Below are 15726 nucleotides of genomic sequence, written 5' to 3'. Positions count from 1 at the left end.
GCCGCTCCGGTCCGCCGCGCGCGAGGGACACATGGGAGGTACGCAGATGTCCGGGAGGAATGCGGCCAGAAGCGCCCCGCGCGCGGCCACCACCCCGAGTCCCGGCTCCGGTCAGGGGCCGAGCACTGATTCCGGTACGGGTCCCGCCCCCGGACGGGACCCCGGCAGGAGCCGCTGGGCCGTCCTCGTCGTCCTCTGCCTCAGCCTCCTGCTCGTCGCGCTCGACTCGACCGTGCTGCACGTCGCCGTACCGGCCGTCACCGAGGACCTGCGGCCCGGGCCTGTCGCCCTGCTGTGGATCGTGGACGCCTACCCGCTGGTCTGCGCTTCCCTGCTCATCCTCTTCGGCACTCTCGGGGACCGGGTCGGCAGACGGCGGGTGCTGCTCTGCGGGTACGCGCTCTTCGGCGTCGCCTCCGCGCTCGCCGCCTTCGCGGCCAGTCCCGGCATACTCGTCGCGGCCAGAGCGCTGCTCGGGGTCGGCGGCGCGATGATCATGCCGGCCACCCTGTCGATCCTGCGCCAGGTCTTCCCCGACCGCCGGGAGCGCGCCGTCGCCATCGGGGTGTGGACGGCGGTCGCCGCCGTCGGCGCGGCGACCGGACCGGTCATCGGCGGATTCCTCGTCGAGCACTACTGGTGGGGATCGGTCTTCCTGATCAACGTCCCGCTGATGGCACTGGTGCTCCCGGTCGCGCGCCGGCTGCTTCCCGAGTCACGAGGCTCCGGCGAAGGCCCGTGGGACGTGCTCGGCGCGCTGATGGCCGCCGCCGGGGTGCTCGGCGCCGTCCTGGGCGTCAAGCGGATGGGCGCAGGGGAGGGTGTCGTCGATCCGGCCTCGCTCGTCCCCCTGGTGGCGGGTGTGGTCCTCCTCGCCCTCTTCGTCCGTCGGCAGCGACGGCGTGAGCACCCGTTGATCGACATCGGCATGCTCACCCGGCCCGCCTTCTCCACGGCGGTCGGCTGCATCGTCCTCGCCATGCTGGCCCTGGTCGGCCTCGAACTCATCGCCGTCCAGTACCTCCAGCTCGTCCTGGACCTCAGCCCGCTCCGGACCGGTCTGCGACTGCTCCCGCTGACCTTCGCGGCGATGGCCGCCGGGGCCACCGGTACGTACACGCTGCGCCGCCTCGGCCCCCGCAGGATGGTCGGGCTCGGCTTCGTTCTGACGGCCGCCTCGGTGCTGCTGCTCACTCTGATGGGCGGCCACGACCGCCCGGCCCTGCTGACCGTCGGCTTCGTGACGCTGGGCTTCGGCCTCCAGACCACCCTCTTCGGCGCCTACGAGTCGATGCTGAACGACGTCCCCGCGGACCGCGCGGGCGGTGCGGCGGCGATCGGGGAGACCTCCTACCAGCTCGGCGCGGGGCTCGGCATCGCCCTGCTGGGCAGCGTCATGAACGCCGCATACGCCCCCGGTCTCTCCGCCCTGCACAAGGAGGGCATACCGGCCGCCGCGGGCAGTGCCGCCTCGCACAGCCTCGGCGAGGCGTATCAGGTGGCGGACCGTCTCGGCGGGCCGGCCGGAGGACTGGTGCGGTCCACTGCGCGGCACGCGTTCGTCCACGGTCTGCACCTCACCCTGCTGGTCAGCGCCGGGCTGCTGCTGCTCGGCGCGCTCGCCGCGCTGCGGCTGCCGCGCTCCATGGAGTGTGCGGGGGAGTGCGCGACGGAGTGTGTGGCGGACCCGTGCCGCACGGACGCGGAGGCCCGGATCGCCGGCCCCCGCACGCCCGACCACCAGGAGCGAGCCGGCCTCCCGCCCGCCCGCGAGGTGCCCGCGGCACGACGCGAACCGGCCGAGGCCACCGGCCCTGGACGCACGCCCCGCTGAGTCGTAGCGTCGGTCGCGACTACCACTGCTAGGCGGTGTTTTGGAAGTAGCGCCGTCCGCCCGGAGGGCGGGGCCGGCGATGTCTGGTGCGTGCGATCGCAAGGCGGAGGGTCGCCCCGATACTGGATGTATCGGGGGGATCCCGACAACGCGGCGAGCGTGCGTGCCGGACACCGCCGGACAGGCGGGACTTTCAAAACACGGCCTAGTTGGCCCGGTCCGGGGCCCCCACCGGGTTCCCGGTCCCGGCACCGCACGAGCCGCCGGAGGCACCATGCAGAGCACCGAGCACGATCGGCCGAAGCCGCCCCCCTTCGATCCGGGCGACCCGATCGGCATCGACGACCTCCTCGACCCCGAGGACCTCGCGATCCGGGCGGCCGTGCGCGCCTGGGCGGCCGACCGGGTGCTGCCGCACATCGCCGACTGGTACGAGAAGGGTGAGCTGCCCGTCATCCGCGAGCTGGCCCGCGAACTCGGTTCGCTCGGGGCGCTGGGGATGTCCCTCCAGGGGTACGGCTGCGCCGGTGCCTCGGCCGTCCAGTACGGCCTCGCCTGCCTGGAGCTGGAAGCCGCCGACTCGGGTATCCGCTCGCTCGTCTCCGTACAGGGCTCGCTCGCCATGTACGCGATCCACCGCTACGGCTCCGAGGAGCAGAAGCAGCAGTGGCTGCCCGCCATGGCGGCGGGCGAGATCATCGGCTGCTTCGGGCTGACCGAGCCCGACCACGGCTCCGACCCCGCCGGAATGCGCACCCGTGCCGAGCGGGACGGCGAGGACTGGATCCTCACCGGCCGCAAGATGTGGATCACCAACGGCTCGGTCGCCGGGGTCGCCGTCGTCTGGGCGCAGACCGACGAGGGCGACGCGGGGCGGGGCATCCGGGGATTCGTCGTCCCCACGGACAGCCCCGGGTTCTCCGCCCCGGAGATCACCCGCAAGTGGTCGCTGCGCGCTTCCGTCACGAGCGAGCTGGTGCTGGACGGGGTGCGGCTGCCCGCCGACGCGGTACTGCCGGGCGCGAGGGGGCTGGGCGGCCCGCTCAGCTGCCTGAGCCACGCGCGGTACGGCATCGTCTGGGGCGCCATGGGTGCCGCGCGGTCGAGTTTCGAGGCGGCCGTCGACTACGCGCGGACCAGGGAGCAGTTCGGCCGGCCCATCGGGGGCTTCCAGCTCACCCAGGCCAAACTCGCGGACATGGCGGTGGAGCTCCACAAGGGCATCCTCCTCGCCCACCATCTGGGCCGCCGGATGGACGCGGGCTCGCTCCGCCCGGAACAGGTCAGCTTCGGGAAACTCAACAACGTGCGGGAGGCGATCGAGATCTGCCGCACCTCACGCACCATCCTCGGTGCCAACGGGATCTCGCTGGAGTACCCCGTGATGCGGCATGCGACGAACCTGGAGTCGGTGCTCACGTACGAGGGCACCGTCGAGATGCACCAGCTGGTGCTGGGCAAGGCGCTCACCGGCCTGGACGCCTTCCGGTAGGGCCGCCCGCCTTTGCGGGGCGGCGGGCCGGCGTCCGGGGCGTCGTGGCGAGCGCCCTGCTCAGCTCTGGTTGAAGAAGCCGCCGGCCCGGCGGCCGGAGGCTTCGCCGCTGACCACATGGGTGTGGGCAGGGGTCAGCAGGAAGACCCGGGCGGCGACCCGGTCGATCGAACCGCGCAGACCGAAGATCAGCCCGGCGGCGAAGTCCACCACGCGCTTGGCGTCGGCGGGATCCATGGCCGTGAGGTTCAGGATCACCGGGACGCCCTCCCGGAACAGCTCGCCGATCGTGCGCGCGTCCCGGAAGCTGTCCGGGGTGACCGTGGCGATGCGGCGCTCCTGTTCCTCGGCGGCCTCGGAGGCGACCTGGACCCGCGGGTCGGTCACCCACGCCTGGCTGTGTGCCCCCGTTTCGGGGCCTTCGGAGTACTCGTCGTCGTAGTAGCGCTCGTCGCTGTCCTCCACGAGGCCCAGCCAGGCGCTCGCCTTGCGTACCGATCCCATGGACGCCTCCTCTCACCGCGGTTCTCTGATGTTCCGCATGTCTTTCGTATCCCTATGCTCGTCCATCATGCGGATAGCGCGCCAAGTGGATAGTCGGCGCGCAGGCGATTCGTGACGCTACTGGTGCAGAACATGTGGCGGTTCGTCAGGGTTCCGACCGGATAAGGGGGCTTGTAGGAAGAAAATAGGATGCTCCCGTCCGTACGGGTGACGCAGAAGACGTACGGGTGAACGACCGACTCGGTACGATGGCCGCCGCGTGGGTGCGTGAAGGTTCGCGGGCCCGTCGTTCAGGTTCTCGGGGGGAACGTCCTTGTTCGGAATCGTCAGGCCCTGTACGCACCGGCTGAGCGAAGGGCTCAAGGCCGAGTGGATGGCCCATCTCTGCGGGCTCTGCCTCGCTCTCCGCTCCGACCATGGGCAATTCGCCCGGATCGTGACGAACTACGATGGCCTGATCGTCTCGGTGCTGACGGAGGCTCAGGCCGGACGCGGTGCGTCCCAGAGGCGTACCGCCGGTCCGTGCCCGCTGCGCGCGATGCGGACCGCACCGGTCGCCCAGGGCGAGGGGGCCAGGCTCGCCGCCGCGGTCTCGCTCGTGCTCGCCTCCGCCAAGGTGCGCGACCATGTCGCCGACCGCGACGGGCTGCTGGCGCGCCGTCCGGTCGCCGCCGCCGCCCGACGGGTCGCCGCCGGCTGGGACCGGGCGGGGGCCCGCGGCGGGGCGGCCCTCGGCTTCGACACCTCGGTGCTGGTCGACGCGGTGGACCGGCAGGCCGGGATCGAGGCACTGGCCGTGACGGGTACCCCGCTGCTCTTCGTCACCGAACCCACCGAAACGGCCACCGCGGCCGCCTTCGCGCACACCGCCGTCCTCGCCGGCCGGCCGGGGAACGCGGCCCCGCTCGCCGAGGCCGGGCGGCTCTTCGGGCGGCTGGCGCACCTGCTGGACGCCGTGGAGGACCAGCGGGCCGACGCCGAGGCGGGCGCGTGGAACCCGCTCACCGCCACCGGGACCCCGCTCGCCGAGGCCCGGCGGCTCTGCGACGACGCCGTGCGCGGGGTGCGCCTGGCGCTCGCCGACGCGGAGTTCAGTGACGGCAAGCTGGTGCACGTCCTGCTGGTGCACGAACTGCGCCGCGCGGTGGACCGGGCCTTCGCCACCGACTCCTGCGCGCACCGGGGGGCGTACGGGCCGCCTCCCGGCAACCCGTACGCCCCCGGTGGCCCGACGACACCGCCGCCCCAGCCCCCGCCGCCGCCCCGTGACCGGCGCGGGCTCATCGCCGGCTGCCTGGTCTGGGCCGGTCTCGCCTGCACCTGCCAGATGTGCTGCGGCACCTACGACGGCCCCTGGTCCCGTGAGCGGCGCGAGGGCATCTGCAGCCAGGCGGACTGCTCCGACTGCTCCGACTGCTGTGACTGCTGTAACTGCTGCTCGAACTGCTCCGGCTCCGGCGACGGGTGCGGCTGTTGCGACTGTGACTGCGGGTGCGACTGCTGAGCGCCCGCGGCACGACCGCGCCGACGTGACGTCAGCCGTGCCGCCGCGCCCTCACCCGATGTCACCCGCGGTCACGCCATGTCAACCTACTCACTTGATCTCGGGCGGCGAGATCTGCGAGGTCTCGATCGCGGAGTCGGTGGTGCCCCACTTCTTGAGGATGCGGTCGTAGGTGCCGTCCGCCTTGAGGCTGTTCACCGCGGCTTCGAAGGCGGGGGCCAGCGGGGTGCCCTTCTTGAAGGCGAAGCCGACGTCGAGCCGCTTGAACTCGTTGAGGAAGCGGATGTCCTTCTGCTGGGTCACCGCGTAGCGCAGCCCGTTGATGGTCGACATCACCACGTCGATCCGCCCCTGCTGGAGCCCGATCCAGATGGACGTCGGATCGGCGAAGGTCTGCACGGTGTAGGGCTTCTTGCCCACCGCGGAGCACAGGCCCTTGTTCTTCTCCAGCGTCACCTCGAAGGTCGTTCCCGCCCCCGTGGCGACGTCCAGTCCGCAGAGCTGGGTGAGGTCGGTGACCTCCTTCAGTTTGCTGTCCTCCCGCACGGCGAAGCCCTGGCCGTCGTTGATGTACGTGACGAAGTCGATCGTCGCGCGCCGTTCGTCGGTGACGCCGAAGTTGCCGGTGCCCACGTCGTACTTGCCGCTGCCGAGCGCGGGCAGGATCGCCTCGAAGGAGGCCACCTCCCGGTGGAGCTTCAGACCGAGCTTGCGGGCCACCGCGTCGGCGAAGTCGACGTCCGCTCCGGACAGGGTCTTGCCGTCCGCCTCGTAGAACGCCGACGGTGGTGAGCCGGCCGCACTGGCGATTCTCAGAGTTCCCGCCGAGCGGACGTCCGCGGGCAGCAGGGCCGCCGCCGCGTCGTCCTTCCGTACTGCGGACACCACGTCGTTCTTCGGGGTGTCCGCGGCGGCGGTGCCGGCCGCCTGTGCCGTGGTGGAGTCACCCGTCCCGCATCCGGCGAGCGCGAGGGTGGCGGCGGTGATCAGGGCGAAGGTGACGCTGTGCCGGGTGCGAGGCATGGTGCGGCTGCTCCAGATTCGTCGAGGCGTGCCGGGACGTTGCCGGACGCGCCGAGGCGCGCCGGACGTGCCGGACGTCGCCGGTGTACCGGTTGTGGGGGACGGGATGTACGGGGGTATGCCGACCGGCCCCGCCGGACACGGCCCTGGGGCGGCGCGGGCGGAGCGGAAGGCCGTCAGTGGTGCGAGGGGAGGGGAGGGTGCTCTCGTGCGGGTGAAGTCACGCGTGGAGAAACGCTCGAAGACGCGCGAGGGCGCGAGCGTGCGGAGAGGAGCAGGGGGTCAGCTCAACAGGAAGAGGACCACACGCGACCGAAGTCGATGTGGGAGCGGGTGACCAGCCACTGCTGCGAATACATGCGCCCAGTGGAACAGGCATTCGGTGGCGCGTCAACTGCCGCCCGGGCGAGGCCCACAGTGTGGACAGGCTTGACAGCGGAGCGCGTGCGCCGCTTATCTCATAGGCGGACCAGTGCTGAGGGGCCTGATCCGCCTCGTGCTCGCCGTGAAGCCGCGCCCCGTGTTCGATCCCGCATCCACGGAGCCCCAGCATGTCCGCGCAGACAGAATCCCTCACGCCCGTATCCGCCTCCTCCCCGACGCTCTCCTCCGCATCGCCGGCTCCCCCCGACCCGACGTCCGTGGTGGGCCCGCCCGTCCCCGGAGACAGTGGCACGGAGGACGCCGGCGCGGAGGCCGTGCCCCGCATCGTTCCGGTCCGCCGCACGGGCCAGTGGGTCGCCGCCGCGATCGTCCTCGCCCTCCTCGGCCTCGTCCTCGTCTCGGTGGTCCGCAACGACGCCTTCCAATGGGACGTCGTCGGGCAGTACTTCACCACCGACTCGGTGCTCCGCGGCCTCGGCCTGACCCTCTGGCTGACAGCCGTCGTCATGGTGCTCGGCTTCGCCCTGGGAGCCCTGCTCGCGGTGATGCGACTCTCCGGCAACCGCGTTCTGCAAGCGACCAGTTGGGGTTACATCTGGCTGTTCAGGTCCACCCCGATCCTGGTCCAGCTGCTGTTCTGGTTCAACATCGGCGCGCTCTACCCCGAGATCCTCGGGGTCAACACCGTGAACCTCCTGGGCCCCGTCACCGTCGCCGTCGTCGGACTCACCCTGCACGAGGCCGCGTACGCCGCCGAAGTCGTCCGCGGCGGCATCCTCTCCGTGGAACGCGGGCAGTTGGAGGCCGCGCAGTCCCTGGGGCTCGGCCCCTGGCGCCGGTTCCGCCGGATCGTGCTGCCCCAGGCGATGCGCTCCATCGTGCCGCCCGCCGGGAACATGCTGATCGGCGCCCTCAAGGGCACCTCGATCGTCAGCATCATCGCCGTGCAGGACCTGCTCTACTCCGTGCAGCTCGTGTACCACCGCACTTACCAGATCATCCCGCTGCTGCTGGTCGCCACCATCTGGTACGCCGTCATCACCTCACTCCTCAGCGTCGGCCAGCACTACGTCGAGCGCTACTACGCACGCGGAACGGCGGACGCCCGATGAGCCCCGCACCCAGCCTCGTCGTCATCGGCGCCGGACCCCGCGGCACCGGGCTGATCGAGCGCATCGCCGCCAACGCCACCGAGCTGTACGCCGGCGAGCCGCTGGACATCCACCTCGTGGACCCCCACCCGGCCGGCGGTGGCCGCATCTGGCGCCACGACCAGTCCCCGCTGCTCTGGATGAACTCCATGGCCGAGGACGTCACCGTCTTCACCGACGAGACGGTGCGCCAGGAGGGCCCGGTCCGCCCGGGGCCCGCCCTGGACGCCTGGGCCCGTGAGGTCAGAGCGGGCCGCATCACCATCGACGCCGAACCTGCCGTCCTCGCGGAGATCCACGCCCTCTCCGGCCAGGACTTCCCCACCCGCCGGCTCCAGAGCACCTACCTCCGCTGGTTCTACGAGGAGTCCGCCGCCGCCCTGCCCGCCGGGATCACCGTGCACGAGCACCCCACCCGCGCCCTGCGCGTCACCGGTCCGCGCGACGGGCGCCAGCGGGTCTGGCTGGAAGGGCGCACCGAACCTCTCGTGGCCGACCTCGTCGTCCTCACGGTCGGCCACCTCGACGCCGAACTGGACGATGAACAGTCGGAGTTGTCCGCCTTCGCGCTCCGCCACGGATTGGTGCACCTGCCGCCCGACTTCACCGCCGACACCGATCTCGGCGCGCTCCGCCCGGGCGAGCCCGTCATCGTCCGCGGCTTCGGACTGGCCTTCGTGGACCTCATGGCGCTCCTCACCGAGGGCCGGGGCGGCCGGTACGAGAACGGCGTCTACCACCCGTCCGGACGGGAACCCGTCCTGTACGTCGGGTCCCGGCGCGGAGTCCCGTACCACTCGAAGATCGGCTACGGCTGGGAGGGTGAGCGCCCGCCGCTTCCGCACCATCTCGGCCCCGAGCGCATCAAGGAAATCCTCGCCGCACCGGGTCCGCTGGACTTCCGGCGCGACATCTGGCCGCTCATCGCACGCGAACTCGCCCACGCCCACTACCACCGGCTCTTCACCGCGCACCCCGAGCGCACCACCACCGCCTGGGAGGACTTCCAACGGGAGTACGAGGCCGCCGAGCCGGACAGCCGCGAACTCGCCGAACTCGTCGCCCGGTCCGTGCCCGATCCGGCGGACCGCCTCGACCTCGACGTGCTCGACCGGCCCCTCGAAGGTGTCGCGCTCCCCGACGAAGAAGCCCTCCAGGAGACCCTGCGCGACTACATCACGGCGGACCTGACACGCCGTCACGACCCGGCGTACTCCCCGGACCTGGCCGTCTTCTTCGGACTCCTCTCCGCCTACGTGCAGTTGGTCGCCCTCGGTGACACCGGGGACAGCTGGCACGGGTTCTTCAGCTATCTCGCCTCCGGCCCGCCCGGCCCACGGCTGGAACAGCTGCTCGCGCTCTCCCGCGCCGGGGTCGTGCGCTTCCTCGGCGCCGACATGACCGTGGAGAACGACGAGGAACAGGGCGTCTTCCGGGCCGCCAGCCCCACCGTCCCCGGCGCCCGCACCGAGGCCCGTGCACTCGTCGAGGCACGCCTGCCCTCCCCCTCCCTCCGGCACACCAGCAGCCCGCTCCTGCGCGGACTGTACGAGGACGGGGCCGCGGTCACCGGCAACGGCCTCCTCCAGGTCTCCCCGCAGGACGGCCGGATACAGGACCGCGACGGGTCCACCCACCCCCGCCGCTTCGCCCTGGGCCCCTTCACCACGGCACGCGCGTCGGGCGCGTTCACCCGGCCGCGCACCGGTGGCCCCGCGTTCGGTCAGAACGACGCCACCGCCCGCACCGCACTCGCCTTCCTGCGCGCTCTCTCCGACCGCCCCGTACTCGCGAACTGACCCCGCCCGAGCCCGCGGCCGCACCCCGCACCCTCCCGCAGGGCCCCGCCCACCCCGTACCGCGTCCGCCGCCCGTACCGCGTCCAAGGAAATGCCATGTCGCTCACCACCACCGAAACGCCGCCCATGGTCGAGATCCGCGCCCTGCACAAGAGCTTCGGCCCGACCGAGGTACTGCGCGGCATCGACCTCACCGTCCGGCCCGGCGAGGTGACCGTCGTCCTCGGCCCCTCCGGTTCCGGCAAATCGACTCTGCTGCGCACCATCAACCACCTGGAGAAGGCCGACCGCGGCTGGATCACCGTGGACGGCGACCTCATCGGCTACCGCAGGGACGGCGACAAGCTGTACGAACTGCGCGAGCGCGAGGTGCTGCGCCGGCGGACCCGGATCGGCTTCGTCTTCCAGAGCTTCCACCTCTTCCCCCACCTCACGGTGGTGGAGAACATCATCGAGGCACCCATCTCCGCGCTGCGCCGTCCCCGGGACGAGGCGATCGCCACCGCCGAGCGGCTGCTGGCGAGGGTGGGCCTCGCGGACAAGGCGGACGCGTATCCCCGGCAACTCTCCGGGGGGCAGCAGCAGCGGGTCGCCATCGCGCGCGCCCTCGCGCTGGAGCCGAAACTGCTCCTCTTCGACGAGCCGACCTCGGCGCTCGACCCCGAACTCGTCGGCGAGGTCCTCGACGTGATCAAGGACTTGGCGGAACAGGGCACCACCATGATCGTGGTGACCCACGAGATCGGCTTCGCCCGCGAGGTGGCCGACACCGTCGTCTTCATGGACGAGGGGCGGGTCGTCGAGCAGGGGCCGCCCGCCGAGGTGCTCGACCGCCCCGTCCACGAACGCACCCGCGCCTTCCTCTCCAAGGTCCTCTGAGGGCGCTCCCGCCCGTGGGCGCTCTCCCCGCCCTGCCGCCCCCGAACCGCCCGTCCCCCCCATTGACCAGATCCCGGAAGGCCCGCATGACACCCGGCAGACCCCTTCATCTGGCCGCCGAGATCGGTGGCCCGCCCCGGTACGAACCGGAGCACTACCTCGGTCTGGCGCGGCTCGCCGAGGGCGGCGCCCTCGACTACGTGACCCTGGGCGACTCCTTCGCCCGGCCCGGACCCGACGCGCTCTCCGTGCTCGCCCGGATCGCACCCGCCACCGACCGGATCGGGCTCGTCCCGACCGTCGACACCACGCACACCGAGCCCTTCCACGTCTCGTCCGCGGTCGCCACCCTGGACTGGGTGAGCCGGGGCCGGGCCGGCTGGACCGCCGACGTCTCGACCACCGAGGCCGTGGCCCGGTTGTTCGGCCGGCGAACCGCCGCGCCCGCCGACGCCCTGTGGCGCGAGGCGGGGGAGGCGGCCGACGCGGGCGCCCGGCTCTGGGACAGCTGGGAGGACGACGCTGAGATCAGGGACACCGCCACCGGGCGGTTCATCGACCGGGAGAAGGTGCACCACATCGACTTCGAGGGTGAGGCCTTCTCCGTACGGGGCCCCGCCATCGTGCCGAGGCCCCCGCAGGGGCGGCCCGTCACCGTGATCGACGGCACCACCGCCCCCGCCCGGGCGGTCGCGGCCCGGCACGCGGATGTCGTGCACATCCGGGCCACCTCGCCCGAACAGGCCGCCGCCGCCCGGGCGGACGTCCACCGGCTGGCCGCCGCACACGGCCGCTCCGCGCGGGAGCTCAGGGTGCTGGTCGCGCTCGCGGTCGACCTCGGCGACGCGGAGACCGCACCCGAACCCGGCCTGGCGAGCGGTCCGCCGCTGGCCGGCCACGGCACCTACTTCCGGGGCGGGCCGGTGGACCTCGCCGAACTCATCTCCCAGTGGTACCGGGCGGGCGCGGCGGACGGGTTCCACCTCACTCCCATCACTCCGGCCCGCGACCTCGAAAGGATCGTCAACGGCACCGTGGCCCTCCTCCAGCACCGCAGTCTCTTCCGTACCTTCCACCCCGGCCACACCCTCCGCGAGCACCTCGGGCTCGCCCGTCCCGCCAGCCGTTACGCGCTCGCCCGGACGGCGGGGGAGCGGTGATGACCGAGCACCGGCAGATGCATCTGGCCGCCCACTTCCCGGGCGTCAACAGCACCACGGTCTGGTCGGACCCCCGCTCCGGCAGCCAGATCGACTTCGCCTCCTTCGAGCACCTGGCGAGGACCGCCGAGCGCGGCAAGTTCGACTTCTTCTTCCTCGCGGAAGGGCTCCGGCTGCGCGAGTACGACGGGCGCGTCCACGACCTCGACGTCGTCGGCCGGCCGGAGTCCCTCACCGTGCTGGGCGCGCTCGCCGCCGTCACCGACCGGCTCGGACTCGCCGCGACGGTCAACGCGACCTTCAACGAGCCCTACGAACTGGCCCGCCGGTTTGCCACCCTCGACCACCTCAGCGGTGGTCGCGCGGCGTGGAACGTGGTCACCTCCTCGGACGCCTTCACCGGCGAGAACTTCCGGCGAGGTGGGTTCCTCGACCGCGCCGACCGCTATACCCGGGCCGCGGAATTCGTCTCCACGGCACGGGAGTTGTGGGACTCCTGGACTCCGGACGGGGCGTCCCGTCCGTTCGCGCACCGCGGCCGGCACTTCGACATCGCCGGCGAGTTCACCGTCCCGCGCTCCCCGCAGGGGCATCCGGTCGTTATCCAGGCCGGGGACTCGGACGAGGGACGGGAGTTCGCGGCCTCGGCCGCCGACGTCATCTTCACCCGGCACGGCACCCTGGAGGCCGGCCGAGCCTTCTGGGCCGACGTCAAGGGGCGGCTGGCGAAGTACGGCCGGGGCTCCGACGACCTGAAGATCATGCCCGGCGTCACGGTCGTGGTCGCCGACACCGACGCGGAGGCCCAGGAGCACGCCGCCGAGATCCGCCGTCTCCAGGTCTCCCCGCAGAACGCGATCCTCACCCTCGAACAGGTCTGGGGCCGCGACCTGTCCTCCTACGATCCCGACGGGCCGTTCCCTCCGACCGACCCGGAGCCGGACTCCGGGTTCGTTCAGGGCCGGGTCCGGGTCGCCGACCCGTTCGCCGTGGCCGCGAAGTGGCGGGCGCTGTCGGAGGAGAAGGGGCTCTCGATCCGGGAGACCGTGATCGAGAGCACCACCCGGCAGTCCTTCGTCGGCAGCCCGGAGACCGTCGCCGCCGGACTGACCGCCTTCGTCGACCAGGAGGCGGCGGACGGCTTCATCCTGGTCCCGCACCTCACCCCCGGCGGCCTGGACGACTTCGTCGACCGGGTCGTCCCCCTCCTCCAGGAACGCGGAGCGTTCCGTTCCGAGTACACCGGTTCCACCCTGCGGGCACACCTCGGGCTGGCCGAACCCGTATGGAAAGGTTGATCGCATGAGCACGAACGCACAGCAGGAATGGCGGAGCTGGCACGAGGGGCGCATCGCCGCGACGGCGGCGCCCTACGGGCCCCTCTCGCTGGCCGGTACCCACTGGCTCGCCGACTACCCGGAAGGGCGAATTCCGGCCGTCCCGGGAGAGTGGCGCGCGGAGGGTGACGATCTCGTCCTCACCGCCGGACCCGAGGACGGTCTGACGGTCGACGGCAAGCCGCTCACCGGCGACGTCCGTCTCGGCCCGGACCTCGGCCCGGTCGACGACGCCCGGGTGGCACGTGGCGAGCGGCGCTTCGTCGTGCTCCGCCGCGAGGGTCTCTGGGCCGTGCGGGACTTCGATCCGGCGACCCCCGCCCGGCACGCGTTCAGGTCCATCGAGGCGGCCGAGTACGACGAACGCTGGACCCTGCCCGGCACCTTCCGCGGGTACGCGGACCGCACCGTGCGGGTGGAGAACGCGGACGGCGTCGAGCGAGGTCTCCAACTCGCGGGCGAAGTGGCGTTCGTGGTGGACGGGAGCGCGTACACGCTGCAGGCCGCGGTCGAGCCGGGTGGCTCGCTGTGGATCGTCTTCGCCGACGCGACCAGCGGTGACGGCAGCTTCCGGTTCCGATTCCTGCGGCCCGCCGCCCCCGCGGCGGACGGCTCGGTGACGGTCGACTTCAACCGCGCCCTGCTGCCGCCGTGCGCTTTCGCCGATCACTTCATCTGCCCCTTCCCGCCCCCGGGCAACACCCTCCCGATCGCCGTGACGGCGGGGGAGCGGAAGCGGCTGGACGGCTGAATCCCGCGCCCTTCCCCTCCTTCGCCCCGGCCCCGGCGGCCCGCATGCTGCCGGGGCGGGGGCGTTTCTCCGTTCCGTACGGCCCGTGGCGGCCGAAAGGCGCCCTTGCGCCGCGCGCGGCCGGTCCCAAATACTCCGGATCAGCGCTTGTCAGGAACACGGCATCCGCATTGCGAACACCTCTCGGTCGCCCGACGCCTGACTGCGCCTCACGGGTCCGCCACCCCACGGACGGCCCCCCGATTCCCCCTTGGAGGAACGCGAAGTGAGGAACAAGCGCACCACCCCCCGCAGCACCACCGCCAGACGTGCCAGGGCCGTCGCCGTCGCGGCGGGACTGGTCGCCGTAGCGGCGCTCGCCGTCCCCGCGGCCAACGCCGACTCGGCCGGTACGTACAGCACCACCCAGCTCACCGCCGCGAGTGACGCCGTGCGCACCGCCGACGTGGCGGGCACCGCCTGGAGCGTCGACCCGGCCTCCAAGCGCCTCGTCGTCACCGTGGACAGCACGGTCACCCAGGCCGAGATCGCGAAGATCAAGGCGACCGCGGGTGACAAGGCGGGCGCCCTGCGCATCGAGCGCACGGCAGGCACCTTCAGCAAGCTGATCTCGGGCGGCGACGCGATCTACGCGAGCAGCTGGCGCTGCTCGCTCGGCTTCAACGTCCGCAGCGGCAGCACCTACTACTTCCTGACGGCCGGCCACTGCACCGACGGTGCGGGCACCTGGTGGTCCAACTCGGCCCACACCACCGTCCTCGGCACCACCTCGGGCTCCAGCTTCCCGGGCAACGACTACGGCCTGGTGACCTACACCAACAGCAGTGTCACCAAGAGTGGCACCGTGGGCAGTGTGGACATCACCGGCGCGGCCAACGCCACCGTCGGCCAGTCCGTGACCCGCCGCGGCTCCACCACCGGCATCCACAGCGGTACGGTCACCGCCCTCAACGCCACCGTCAACTACGGCGGTGGAGACGTCGTCTCCGGCCTGATCCGCACCAACGTCTGTGCCGAGCCCGGCGACTCCGGCGGCCCGCTCTACTCGGGCACCCTGGCGATCGGCCTCACCTCGGGCGGCAGCGGCGACTGCACCTCGGGCGGCACGACCTTCTTCCAGCCCGTCACCGAAGCACTGAGCGCGTACGGAGTCAGCGTCTTCTGATCCCTCGGGTCCACCGGTGCCCACGGGTCCCGGTGGACTCCCGGACCCGGCCCGTGGCGCGTCGTGCGACTGCGCAGGTCCCGTCGAGCCCCCGTTCGCTTCGGACGGGGGCTCCCGCGCGCCCCCTGTCCTGCGGGATGATGGCCGCACGGTCGGACGCAGAGGAGCGACGGGGGCGGACGCCAAATCCGTATGGAGGGATGCCCTCCGGCCCCCGCAGACACCCAGGGGGTTCCAGGCCCGTGCATCGCATCGGAGTGACCGGACACCGTTCCATTCCCCCGGCGGCCCACGCCCATGTGTACGAGGGTCTGCGCGAGGCGCTGCGCGGGGCCGGGGAGCCGCTGGAGGCGCTCTCCAGTCTCGCCGTGGGGGCCGACCAGATCTTCGCCGGACTGGCACTCGCGCGCGGCGCGCGGCTGACGGCGGTGATTCCCAGCGACGACTACGAGAAGTGCTTCGAGCAGGAGGCCGACCTCACGCGCTACCGCATGCTCAAGTCCCTCGCCGGCCGGGAGGTCCGGCTCGACTTCCCGCACTCCACGGACGAGGCGTACTACGCGGCGGGCACGTGGATCGCCGACCACTGCGATCTGCTCGTGGCGGTCTGGGACGGCCTCTCGGCCCGGGGCCTCGGCGGTACCGGCGACATCGTCGCCTACGCACGCACCCTGGGCCGCCCGGTCACGGTCATCTGGCGCGAAGGTGTGCGCCGCGACTGAACGCGTGCGCTCGCTGTGTGG

Annotated in this window: 13 protein-coding genes; 11 read left to right on the top strand and 2 right to left on the bottom strand. The window is 72.2% G+C overall.

All coding sequences use genetic code 11. The features are described 5' to 3' along the window. Positions 1-46 precede the first annotated feature (46 nt). Together ACFYPN_RS29585 and ACFYPN_RS29580 are read left to right on the top strand one after the other, a co-directional pair. A complete protein-coding gene (locus ACFYPN_RS29585; RefSeq protein WP_389302472.1) occupies positions 47-1834 on the top strand; it encodes an MFS transporter in 1788 nt (595 codons plus the stop codon). A gap of 274 nt (positions 1835-2108) precedes the next feature. Further along, on the top strand, positions 2109-3326 hold the full coding sequence (locus ACFYPN_RS29580; RefSeq protein WP_358761866.1) for an acyl-CoA dehydrogenase family protein: 1218 nt from the start codon (positions 2109-2111) through the stop codon (positions 3324-3326). Between the two features lie 60 nt (positions 3327-3386). Here ACFYPN_RS29580 and ACFYPN_RS29575 read toward each other — a convergent pair whose 3' ends face one another. Further along, positions 3387-3830: a cell division protein SepF gene (locus ACFYPN_RS29575; RefSeq protein ID WP_358761868.1), complete on the bottom strand. Its 444-nt coding sequence runs from the start codon at positions 3828-3830 to the stop codon at positions 3387-3389. Positions 3831-4143: 313 nt separating this feature from the next. Between ACFYPN_RS29575 and ACFYPN_RS29570 the strand changes: the two genes are divergently transcribed. Continuing rightward, positions 4144-5334, top strand: coding sequence for a DUF5685 family protein (locus ACFYPN_RS29570; RefSeq protein WP_389302469.1), 1191 nt, complete (start codon positions 4144-4146; stop codon positions 5332-5334). Between the two features lie 90 nt (positions 5335-5424). Here the strand turns inward: ACFYPN_RS29570 and ACFYPN_RS29565 are convergent, their stop codons facing one another. Beyond that, positions 5425-6357: an ABC transporter substrate-binding protein gene (locus tag ACFYPN_RS29565; RefSeq protein WP_389302467.1), complete on the bottom strand. Its 933-nt coding sequence runs from the start codon at positions 6355-6357 to the stop codon at positions 5425-5427. A gap of 551 nt (positions 6358-6908) precedes the next feature. Here ACFYPN_RS29565 and ACFYPN_RS29560 point away from each other — a divergent pair. From ACFYPN_RS29560 to ACFYPN_RS29525, 8 genes are all read left to right on the top strand, one after another. Continuing rightward, complete coding sequence (locus ACFYPN_RS29560) at positions 6909-7853, top strand: amino acid ABC transporter permease (protein WP_389302464.1); 945 nt, start codon at positions 6909-6911, stop codon at positions 7851-7853. Then, complete coding sequence (locus ACFYPN_RS29555) at positions 7850-9691, top strand: FAD/NAD(P)-binding protein (RefSeq protein WP_389302461.1); 1842 nt, start codon at positions 7850-7852, stop codon at positions 9689-9691. The genes ACFYPN_RS29560 and ACFYPN_RS29555 overlap by 4 nt, the downstream gene beginning before the upstream one ends. 126 nt (positions 9692-9817) lie before the next feature. Further along, a complete protein-coding gene (locus tag ACFYPN_RS29550; RefSeq protein ID WP_358761926.1) occupies positions 9818-10570 on the top strand; it encodes an amino acid ABC transporter ATP-binding protein in 753 nt (250 codons plus the stop codon). A gap of 86 nt (positions 10571-10656) precedes the next feature. Then, positions 10657-11730, top strand: coding sequence for an LLM class flavin-dependent oxidoreductase (locus tag ACFYPN_RS29545; protein WP_389302459.1), 1074 nt, complete (start codon positions 10657-10659; stop codon positions 11728-11730). A gap of 17 nt (positions 11731-11747) precedes the next feature. Next, entirely contained in the window at positions 11748-13028 is a 1281-nt protein-coding gene (locus tag ACFYPN_RS29540) for an NtaA/DmoA family FMN-dependent monooxygenase (RefSeq protein ID WP_389302563.1), read from the top strand. Between the two features lie 4 nt (positions 13029-13032). Next, complete coding sequence (locus ACFYPN_RS29535; RefSeq protein WP_358761880.1) at positions 13033-13818, top strand: DUF1684 domain-containing protein; 786 nt, start codon at positions 13033-13035, stop codon at positions 13816-13818. 265 nt (positions 13819-14083) lie between these two features. Continuing rightward, positions 14084-14983, top strand: a complete 900-nt coding sequence (locus ACFYPN_RS29530) for a S1 family peptidase (RefSeq protein ID WP_358761882.1) — start codon at positions 14084-14086, stop codon at positions 14981-14983. A 242-nt stretch (positions 14984-15225) separates the two neighbouring features. After that, complete coding sequence (locus tag ACFYPN_RS29525; protein ID WP_358761884.1) at positions 15226-15705, top strand: hypothetical protein; 480 nt, start codon at positions 15226-15228, stop codon at positions 15703-15705. Positions 15706-15726 lie beyond the last annotated feature (21 nt).

This window comes from Streptomyces sp. NPDC005576, assembly GCF_042871745.1.
In the GTDB taxonomy this organism is placed as follows: Bacteria; Actinomycetota; Actinomycetes; order Streptomycetales; family Streptomycetaceae; genus Streptomyces.
The sequence above is the reverse complement of the archived record's forward strand: the minus strand, read 5'-3'. Positions and strand labels throughout refer to the sequence as shown.

Excerpts from the sequence above, each read along its gene's own strand:
- ACFYPN_RS29540 (WP_389302563.1), top strand. The coding sequence starts at position 11,748 with ATGCATCTGGCCGCCCACTTCCCGGGCGTCAACAGCACCACGGTCTGG.
- ACFYPN_RS29565 (WP_389302467.1), bottom strand. The coding sequence starts at position 6,357 with ATGCCTCGCACCCGGCACAGCGTCACCTTCGCCCTGATCACCGCCGCC.
- ACFYPN_RS29550 (WP_358761926.1), top strand. The coding sequence starts at position 9,818 with ATGGTCGAGATCCGCGCCCTGCACAAGAGCTTCGGCCCGACCGAGGTA.
- ACFYPN_RS29575 (WP_358761868.1), bottom strand. The coding sequence starts at position 3,830 with ATGGGATCGGTACGCAAGGCGAGCGCCTGGCTGGGCCTCGTGGAGGAC.
- ACFYPN_RS29535 (WP_358761880.1), top strand. The coding sequence starts at position 13,033 with ATGAGCACGAACGCACAGCAGGAATGGCGGAGCTGGCACGAGGGGCGC.
- ACFYPN_RS29560 (WP_389302464.1), top strand. The coding sequence starts at position 6,909 with ATGTCCGCGCAGACAGAATCCCTCACGCCCGTATCCGCCTCCTCCCCG.
- ACFYPN_RS29545 (WP_389302459.1), top strand. The coding sequence starts at position 10,657 with ATGACACCCGGCAGACCCCTTCATCTGGCCGCCGAGATCGGTGGCCCG.
- ACFYPN_RS29580 (WP_358761866.1), top strand. The coding sequence starts at position 2,109 with ATGCAGAGCACCGAGCACGATCGGCCGAAGCCGCCCCCCTTCGATCCG.
- ACFYPN_RS29585 (WP_389302472.1), top strand. The coding sequence starts at position 47 with ATGTCCGGGAGGAATGCGGCCAGAAGCGCCCCGCGCGCGGCCACCACC.
- ACFYPN_RS29555 (WP_389302461.1), top strand. The coding sequence starts at position 7,850 with ATGAGCCCCGCACCCAGCCTCGTCGTCATCGGCGCCGGACCCCGCGGC.